Source organism: Acinetobacter sp. ANC 4910 (genome assembly GCF_004331035.1).
Lineage (GTDB): Bacteria > Pseudomonadota > Gammaproteobacteria > Pseudomonadales > Moraxellaceae > Acinetobacter.
Genome location: NZ_SJNT01000023.1, coordinates 1 through 8,741, shown reverse-complemented (window position 1 = coordinate 8,741; position 8,741 = coordinate 1). Strand labels below are relative to the sequence as shown.

General features: G+C 38.8%; 11 protein-coding genes. 6 read left to right on the top strand and 5 right to left on the bottom strand.

Going from position 1 to position 8,741, the window contains the following annotated elements; genetic code table 11:
- Nucleotides 1-241, bottom strand: a 241-nt coding sequence (locus E0H82_RS16045) for a transposase family protein (protein WP_131265712.1), incomplete at its 3' end; no start/stop codon positions are given.
- Nucleotides 242-665: 424 nt separating this feature from the next.
- Here E0H82_RS16045 and E0H82_RS16040 point away from each other — a divergent pair.
- Nucleotides 666-1,586: a LysR family transcriptional regulator gene (locus tag E0H82_RS16040; protein ID WP_131265711.1), complete on the top strand. Its 921-nt coding sequence runs from the start codon at nucleotides 666-668 to the stop codon at nucleotides 1,584-1,586.
- A gap of 68 nt (nucleotides 1,587-1,654) precedes the next feature.
- On the opposite strand, the gene E0H82_RS16035 is transcribed toward E0H82_RS16040, so the two are convergent.
- Nucleotides 1,655-2,107, bottom strand: coding sequence for a DUF441 domain-containing protein (locus tag E0H82_RS16035; protein ID WP_116758938.1), 453 nt, complete (start codon nucleotides 2,105-2,107; stop codon nucleotides 1,655-1,657).
- A gap of 125 nt (nucleotides 2,108-2,232) precedes the next feature.
- Here E0H82_RS16035 and E0H82_RS16030 point away from each other — a divergent pair, with 125 nt between their 5' ends.
- Complete coding sequence (locus E0H82_RS16030) at nucleotides 2,233-2,943, top strand: pseudouridine synthase (protein ID WP_131265710.1); 711 nt, start codon at nucleotides 2,233-2,235, stop codon at nucleotides 2,941-2,943.
- Here the strand turns inward: E0H82_RS16030 and E0H82_RS16025 are convergent.
- From E0H82_RS16025 to E0H82_RS16015, 3 genes are all read right to left on the bottom strand, one after another.
- Nucleotides 2,936-3,379, bottom strand: coding sequence for a GNAT family N-acetyltransferase (locus E0H82_RS16025; RefSeq protein ID WP_131265709.1), 444 nt, complete (start codon nucleotides 3,377-3,379; stop codon nucleotides 2,936-2,938). The genes E0H82_RS16030 and E0H82_RS16025 overlap by 8 nt on opposite strands.
- A gap of 93 nt (nucleotides 3,380-3,472) precedes the next feature.
- The gene (locus E0H82_RS16020; protein ID WP_131265708.1) at nucleotides 3,473-3,823 is read right to left on the bottom strand and encodes a type II toxin-antitoxin system RelB/DinJ family antitoxin; all 351 of its coding nucleotides are present in this window, start codon (nucleotides 3,821-3,823) and stop codon (nucleotides 3,473-3,475) included.
- 109 nt (nucleotides 3,824-3,932) lie between these two features.
- Complete coding sequence (locus E0H82_RS16015; RefSeq protein ID WP_131265707.1) at nucleotides 3,933-4,838, bottom strand: RluA family pseudouridine synthase; 906 nt, start codon at nucleotides 4,836-4,838, stop codon at nucleotides 3,933-3,935.
- A gap of 132 nt (nucleotides 4,839-4,970) precedes the next feature.
- On the opposite strand from E0H82_RS16015, the gene tsaE reads away from it, so the two are divergent.
- From tsaE to hfq, 4 genes are all read left to right on the top strand, one after another.
- Entirely contained in the window at nucleotides 4,971-5,447 is a 477-nt protein-coding gene (tsaE, locus tag E0H82_RS16010; RefSeq protein ID WP_131265706.1) for a tRNA (adenosine(37)-N6)-threonylcarbamoyltransferase complex ATPase subunit type 1 TsaE, read from the top strand.
- Nucleotides 5,440-7,377 carry a DNA mismatch repair endonuclease MutL gene (gene mutL, locus E0H82_RS16005; RefSeq protein WP_131265705.1) on the top strand — a complete coding sequence of 646 codons (1,938 nt, stop codon included), beginning with the start codon at nucleotides 5,440-5,442 and terminating at the stop codon, nucleotides 7,375-7,377. The genes tsaE and mutL overlap by 8 nt, the downstream gene beginning before the upstream one ends.
- A 6-nt stretch (nucleotides 7,378-7,383) precedes the next feature.
- On the top strand, nucleotides 7,384-8,328 hold the full coding sequence (miaA, locus tag E0H82_RS16000) for a tRNA (adenosine(37)-N6)-dimethylallyltransferase MiaA (RefSeq protein WP_131265704.1): 945 nt from the start codon (nucleotides 7,384-7,386) through the stop codon (nucleotides 8,326-8,328).
- A 96-nt stretch (nucleotides 8,329-8,424) separates the two neighbouring features.
- A partial coding sequence (gene hfq / locus E0H82_RS15995) for an RNA chaperone Hfq (protein WP_131265703.1) occupies nucleotides 8,425-8,741 on the top strand: 317 nt, incomplete at its 3' end.

The following is an 8,741-nucleotide window of genomic DNA, read 5'->3' as shown; positions in this document are numbered from 1 at the left end:
CTTCTGACACACCATAAGTCATTCCAACATGGAATAAAGTACGGTACTCACGCCAATAGCTCAAACAGAGAAGCAATTGGTCTTCTATGGATAATTTAGAGGGTCGCCCTGTTGATGATAAATGAAGATTGAGTACATCAATCATCACTTTATAAGTAGACCAAGATATTCCCGTTAGGCGTTTGAACTGAGGATCAGTCAGTTTCTGTATATCAATATATTTCATGCATAAATTATGCATGAAATATCAAAAAATGTCGGTGCACAATTACAGCAAATGATTGTTCGGTTTATGAGTTATGCAAGTTGTCTAATATAATCATGTATATAAGGAGATGTTGAAATAAATACTTTATGCAAATTAGTCGAAATATTAAGTGTTTTATTAAGAAATAAATATCACAAAGCGAAAGATGCCCTATTTTTAATAGAGATTCAGAAAAATATTATAAGTTATCTTTAGATAAACACATACTGAAAATGTCTTTAAGGTGAAATATATTAATTAATTTTATGTTAGAATGAGTCAAATTCATTTTGTGATTTTACATTAAATCACATCAATAATCTCTTGTTCTGTTGCTCGCTCAGTTTACGGCATTTAAGCTGATTTAAACTATTGCGTTGATATTTTAGCTTTTGATCTTTGCGGACTGATAATAAATATGCTTGAAATTCGACATCTAAAAACCCTACTGGCACTTCGCGAACATGGTTCATTGGTCGCAGCAGCCAATGATTTATGTTTAACACCTTCCGCCATTTCGCATCAGTTAAAAGAGTTAGATCATTGGTACGGTGTAGAAGTGGTCAATCGTCGTAGTCGCCCAGTATCATTTTCGAATGTTGGACAACGTTTGCTGAAGCTTGCTGACGATGTTTTACCACAAATTCAAATTACGCAAACCGACATTACACGGATTGTGCATGGTCAGACAGGCCGTATTATTTTCTCATCAGAATGTCATAGCTGTTTTGATTGGTTAATGCCTCTTTTAAATCAATATCGTCAGCAATATCCAGATGTCGATTTAGATTTTGCTTCTGGTTTTGAAGCCAATCCGCATGAGTTGTTGCAAAATGGCGAGTTTGATTTGCTGATTACTGCCGATCCAATTGCGTTGAAAGGTGTAGATTACTTTCCAATTTTTGAATATGAATCCCGTTTAGTATTATCCAATACACATCCTTTGGTGCGTGCCGAAAGGATTACGGTACAGGAGTTAGCAGAGGAAACCTTAATTACTTATCCTGTAGATAAACATCGTTTAGACATTATGTCAAAGTTGTTCATTCCAGCGAATATTCAGCCTAAACAGATTCGTACCACAGATTTAACTCAAATGTTGATTCAATTGGTCGCGAGTGGGCGTGGCATTGCGGCATTACCAGATTGGGTTGTAAATGAGTATGAGCAAAAAGGTTGGGTAACGTCGCGCCGTTTGGATTGTGTGTCCGCAAAAGGTCTACGCCGTACTTTATATGCAGGGTATCGAATTGAAGAAAAAGAGAAAACCTATTTTGAAGGTTTCTTGAAGCAATTGGATAAATTTTCACAGAAGCGTCATCAATATTATTTGTCTTAATCTAATTGATGCAGTTCGCGGTGATGATGCAATTTATAGATTGCATCATCACGCAAAATTGAATTTAACTAAGATTGTCCTATAAATAATGACAGTACGCCTGCGGCAATTAAAGGACCAACGGGCACTCCGCGTAACACGGCAACCCCAGCAACGGTTCCAATGAGCAATCCTGCGACCACATTTGGTTGATGAGTCATTAGTTTCACACCACGACCACCTAACCAAGCGACAAAAAGACCAATCGCAATTGCAAGTAATGATTTCCAGCTTAAAAAGGATTTAAGAATAGCCTCACCAGGGATCTTGCCACTGGCAATTGGGGTTAAAACACCAATGGTCAAAATAACAATACCAATATTTAAACCGTGTTGTTGTAATAGCGGGAAAAACTCACTTAAGGGGGTAATTTTAAAGACAATCAGTACAGCAGCAGCAATGGTGACAGCATTATTATGGCTGAAAATACCACAAGCCAATAAAACCAGTAGTACAAGCAAATTTAGATCTAAATTAGGCATGAGATGCAGGGAGAATGTGTGAAAATGCAACTATTGTAGCGATTTTTTGCCTATCACATCGAGAAAATCAGCGGAAAAGTCGAAAATTGTTTAAAATGCGGCAGTCTATTGTAAGGTCTTACATTATGTATTTAGAAAAAATGTTGCAATCTCAAGGTTTTGGTTCGCGTAAGCATTGCCAACAATTGATTAAATCTGGGGCTGTTTGCATTGACCAAGACATTATGCAAAATCCTAAGCAGAAGTTGAATTTGGAAAACTTAGTTTTCGAGGTGTATGGAAAGCACTATCAATATCGAGAAAACGTTTATATTGCCCTGAATAAACCTGCGGGCTATGAATGTTCTCATCAAGCTACGCATCATTTTAGTGTATTCGACTTGTTTGATGATGTGCTGTTGAATCGTGGATTACAATGCATTGGGCGTTTAGATCAGGATACTACGGGTCTATTGCTGCTCACGGATGATGGTCAATTTCTTCAAGCATTAACCCATCCCAAAAAGCATGTGGGCAAAGTTTATCGGATGCAAACTGCCGACCCACTTTCTGCTGAACAGATTCAGCAACTTGAAAAGGGTGTTGAATTACGTAATGAACAAGGTACTTTTGCAGCTACAGATGTACAGCAATTGGCAGCGTGCGAGTTGCAAATGACCATTCATCAAGGTGTTTATCATCAAGTAAAAAGAATGTTAGCTGCGGTGGGTAATAAAGTTGAACAACTGCATCGCGTACAAATTGGTGCGTTAGAGTGTCCTGAGCTAAAAGAGGGCGAATGGATCTATTTGACATCTGAGCAGATAGCACTAGCTCGAACCCGAGAAACTATTTAAGAAAGCAGTGATAGGTTCTAAATTCGTTGTCGGCAATAAAGCCCATAGCTTCATATAGTCGATGAGATTCACGATTGGTTTTTTGCGTTTCTAAGCTAATACGAAGCGCATTTTCATGTCGTGCAAACAGAATGGCAGTATCAATCAGTTGTTTGGCTGCGCCTTGACGACGAAATTGGGGGGTTACATAGACGTCATCTAAAATATAGTAGGTTGAACAGGCGACAGAAGAAAAGCCTAAATAAAGCAAAATAAAACCTGTAAATACATGATCTTTGACATGAATAAAAATGACACTTTCTTGGTTTTCAAAACGTTGTTTTAGAAATTGTTGAGAAAGATTTAAATTAGAAGAAGCACCATAAAATTGACGGTATTCATCAAATAAAACTGCAAGTTGATTGAGGTCATCTAATGTGGCTTTTTTTACAATCATTGATTGCTCCATGCATTTTTTATTGTCATTGCATGAAGCATACCTAAGTTTTTAAATGAAAAAATTTAAATAATGTATAAAAATGCAACAGGGTTAATTTTTATCACTTTCACCCAAAATTGCATTCAGTTCTTCAAATAAGTCTAGATGGTCATCATCCATGAGAAACTCATCGCTAGCCTGAACGCTATTTGTCGTGTCATCACTTTCATGTGTAACAGCAGAGGTTTTCTGCTCTTGTTTAAGCCGTCTTAACTTAATCAATTGCTCTAAATTGATGTTCTGATTTTCAATAGAAAAGGGGATAGACTTTGTCAGTACAACTTGTTTGAAAAAGAGCCGCACAGCTTGAGCTGGCGTAATCCCCAATTGTTTAAAGACAGCAAAAGCCTGTTTCTTTTCCTGTGAATCGAGACGAATTTGATAAACTTCGGTTTTTCTCATGATTTTTATAAATTTTAAGATTGAACTTTTAGCCTTCATTTTAATCAATTTTGTTGTAATTTCAATATTTTTGAATTGAAAAATTCATTTTTATGTAATGACAAACAAACTACAGTGTCAATTCAAAATTAGATGAAAAGTCCATAGATTCCTCTGTGACAGGATCTGTAAATTGAATTCGTTTGGCTAACAGCTGTAATGGGTGGGAGAAATCATCATCAGATTTATGCTGGACGGTTGGGTAGAAAGGGTCATTTTGAATGGCAATGCCTAAATGATTCAGGTGAACTCGTAATTGATGCTGTTTTCCTGTTTCAGGTTTTAGTAGATATTTGGCCCATTGAGCATTGTGTTCCAAAATCTCAATCTGTGTTTTACTGTTTGGTTCGCCCTCTACAATTTGCATGGTGTAAAATGGATGCCCTTTATCCATTCTTAAGCGCAGAGTTTGTGGGAATTCAAGGGTAGGAAGATAAGCCGCAATCGCATGATAAGTCTTTTTAACCTTGCGATTGGCAAACATTTGTTGGTAAATGCCACGTGTTTCTGGTCGTTTGGAAAATAAAACCAGTCCAGCAGTTTCACGGTCTAAACGATGAATTGGTGTTAAATCTGGATTGCCTGTTTGGTTTTTTAGGCGAACCAATAGTGTTTCTTGCACATACTGACCTGTAGGGCTTATGGTTAGAAAATGTGGTTTATCGATGATATATAGATCATCAGTTTCATGCAAAATATCATGTTGAAACGGAACATGAATTTCATGTGCTAAAAAACGATAGTAATAGATATGTTGATTGGCAAGATATTGGCTATTTATGCTTAGAATTGAACCATCAGCTGCATAAATCAATTGGTCTTGAAAACGCTGTTGCCACTCTTGTGCTGAAATATGCACAAACTGTTGGCAGAGATAATCGTACAAGCGTTGTGGTGCTGGCTGTATAACAGGTAAGTAAAGTTTACTGGCTGTTACGCCACGAATCATTGGCGGAACAAAGTCATGCACAGTCATAAGTCATCAATCACAACAGGTTAGTGTATATCATGCACTGTATTAAAAATGCACATTTCGTATGCATTGCATAGGTATTAAGAGCGTGGCGATGCTATCATAATTCCACTTTTGAATCATGCTGTGAGTCATATGTCGTATTCATTTCATTTGCCCCTAAACTCTGAAGCAGATACCCAACAACTTGCACGCGTGGTTGCACAATATTTTACTGAAGGTGTGATTTATTTAATTGGCGATTTAGGTGCAGGAAAAACGACATTTACCCGTTATTTGTTGCAACAACTTGGTCATCAAGGTTCAGTAAAAAGCCCAACGTATACCTTGGTTGAACCTTATAGCATTCAGAACAAACACGTCTTTCATTTTGACTTGTATCGCCTCAATGATCCTTATGAACTTGAGTTAATGGGTATTCGCGATTATTTGGATACACCCAATGCTTTATTCTTATTTGAATGGCCAAGTAAAGGTGGTGAGGAAATTCCAGCTGCCGATTTCACCATTGAAATTTTAAAGTCTGAAGATGAATTATCGCGTCAGGCAACATTAAGCTTTCAAGATGAAATGCTCTATAAAGCACTCGAGCAGGCATTTCAACATGCGTGATGAAGTTTCTGTACGTCGCATTCATACCTTAGATCCTGCACTTGCCAACCAGATTGCTGCGGGTGAAGTGATTGAACGGCCAGCTTCTGTAGTCAAAGAGCTGCTTGAAAATTCAATTGATGCGGGCGCAACAGAACTCATTATTCGGGTCGAACAAGGCGGCAGTACGCTCATTGAAATTATCGACAATGGTCGTGGTATTCATCCCGATGATTTATCTTTGGCGGTTATGCGTCATGCCACCAGTAAGATTCAAACCGCAGAAGATTTACATGCGATTGTGAGTTTAGGTTTCCGTGGTGAAGCATTAGCATCGATAGCAGCGGTTTCCCGTTTAACCTTGATCAGTAGCCAACTAGACGATGGTATTGGCTATCAGGTTGAAGTGAATGGTACAGCATTCCAACATCAAGAAATTCAAGCTGTAGCTGCATCGCGTGGTACACAGATTCGGGTACAGGATTTATTTTTTAATGTTCCTGCACGTCGAAAATTCTTGAAAAAACCAGGTACAGAATTCGGTCATATTGAAGAAATTGTGCGGCGTTTAGCCCTTACTCATTTTGATATACGTTTTGTGCTGGAACATAACAATAACATCCGTTTGAATTTACCCGTTGCTGATAGTGGTGCATTACGCTTTCAAAGGGTACAACAATTACTGGGGCGCCAATTCACGGAAAATGCCTATTGGATTGATGCAGACAGCATCAATATGCGCTTGAGTGGTTGGTTGGGGCATCCTTCTGATGCAAGAGCACAGGCAGATTTGCAGTATGTCTATGTCAATGGACGCATTGTCAAAGATAAAACGATTTCTCATGCTTTACGCATGGCTTATGATGGTATTTTACACGGACACCAACACTCTGCTTATTTGTTGTTTTTAGAGGTTGATCCTGAAAATATCGATGTCAATGTACATCCAACCAAGCATGAAATTCGTTTTTTAAATCAACGCGAAGTTCATGAGTTTGTAAGGCATTTTGCTAAAGACACACTGTCCCAATTTCAAACTGCGAGTGCAGATTTAGCGCAAGCATTGAAAGTCGAGCAAGCAAGCCCAATAAATATACAGCAACCCCGTTATCAAGAGCAGTTTCAGTTGCATCGCGCAGCAGAATCAACTCCTGTGCCAGAGTCCGTAGCCATATTAACAGACTTTGAATCTTCACAACCGCAACAAGCTGTGCAGTATGTAGCGCAAGACAGCAAAGCGTATCGAGTCAATCCTGCATCACCAGTAAGTACGGCTGCTTTGCAGAGCTATCTTGCGCCATTACGAGCAGTTGGTCAGTCCACTGATGATGTTGTGGTGGATGATATGGCTCCTCGGGTAGATGAGCATCCTTTGGGTATTGCGATTGCACAGTTACACGGCATTTATATTTTGGCACAGAATACCGAAGGCTTAATTATTGTTGATATGCACGCTGCACATGAGCGGATTTTATTACAACAAATGAAATCTGCTTGGGAAAATCCTGAATTTTGGATATCACAGCAATTGTTAATTCCGAAAATAGTTAATGTAAATCGGATGCAAGCCCTTCGAGTAGAAGATTTAAAAGAACCTTTAGCGCGATTGGGTTTAGAAATTGATCAATATGGTGATGAACAAGTCATTGTTCGTGGTGTCCCTGCTATTTTACATAAAGCTGATTTTTCGGCTTTGATTCCTGAATTACTCAACGATTTGGATCCAACAGACGAGGTGCGTGGGCTATTACAGAAACGTGATCAAATCTTAGCGGGTATGGCGTGTCATGGTGCTGTGCGTGCACATCGATTATTGAGCCTTTCTGAAATGAATGCCTTGCTTCGTCAAATGGAGCAGACCGAATTTGCGAGTCAATGTAACCATGGGCGACCGACTTGGCGTGCATTCCCATTGGCTCAGCTAGATAAACTTTTTGCTCGAGGAGAGTAAACCTAAATGTCGAATCAATTGCCTGTCATCAATTTGATGGGACCTACAGCCAGCGGTAAAACGGCTTTAGCATGTGAGTTATATGAACAGGGCAATTTTGAATTGATTTCTGTTGACTCGGCATTGGTTTATCGAGATATGGATATCGGGACTGCGAAGCCAAGTAAAGTCGAGCAGGTACAATATCCACATCATTTGATTGATATTATTAGTCCGCTCGAAGTGTATTCTGCTGCACAATTTGTAGAAGATGCAACTAGGTTGATTGATGAGATACATGCTAAAGGAAAAACCCCGATTTTGGTCGGAGGCACGATGTTGTATTTCAAAGCTTTGTTAGAAGGTTTATCGAGTAATTTGCCAAGTGCGGATTATGCAATTCGTGCTGAAATTGAAGCACAGGGTGATCGAGAAGGTTGGGAGTCAGTTTACGCTTCTTTATGCAAAGTGGATCCACTTGCAGGTGAAAAATTCAAAGTAAGTGACAAGCAGCGTATTATTCGTGCACTGGAAGTATTTCGTATTACGGGGCAGCCGATTACCAAATTACAAGCAGAACAACCTAAAAATGTACCATATCGTTACACTTTTCATAATTATGCTTTGTTGCCAGATCGGTTAGAATTACATAAGCGAATTGAAAAACGCTTGGAAATTATGTGGGAAATCGGTTTTTTAAATGAGGTTGAATCACTAATTGAAAAATACGATCTATTTGATGATTTGCCTTCAATGAGATCAGTCGGTTATAGGCAAGCCTTAGATTTTTTATTAAAAAGCGACAAAAGTCTCGAAAATAAGAAAGAAATGGAGGATAAAGCCCTTTTTGCGACACGACAACTTGCGAAACGTCAATATACTTGGTTAAGATCTTTGCAACAGTCGCATAAATTTAAAACATATTTAACAATAAAGCAGGCTCAAGAAGACTTGCGAAACTGTTACGGATAAAGCAAAATTTACATACTGTCTTTTTTATAATTTTTAATTGAAAAATAAAGATAGTTTTTTGCGCTGATTTTTAATATTTTTTTGGAGTTGTATAACATGTCTAAAGGTCAAACTTTGCAAGATCCGTTCTTGAATTCTCTCCGTAAAGAACGTATTCCTGTATCTATCTTCCTTGTAAACGGTATTAAGTTACAAGGTCATATTGAATCTTTTGACCAATATGTTGTTCTGTTAAAAAATACTGTAAGCCAAATGGTTTACAAACACGCTATTTCTACGGTTGTTCCTGCGCGTAACCCGCGTCCTGCTGGTGCTCCTGCTGGTGGTGCTCAAGGTACAGGCTTTGGTGGTGCTCAAGGCGGCGGCTTTGGTGGCGGTCAAGGCGGTGGCTTTGGTGGCGGTCAAGGCGGTGG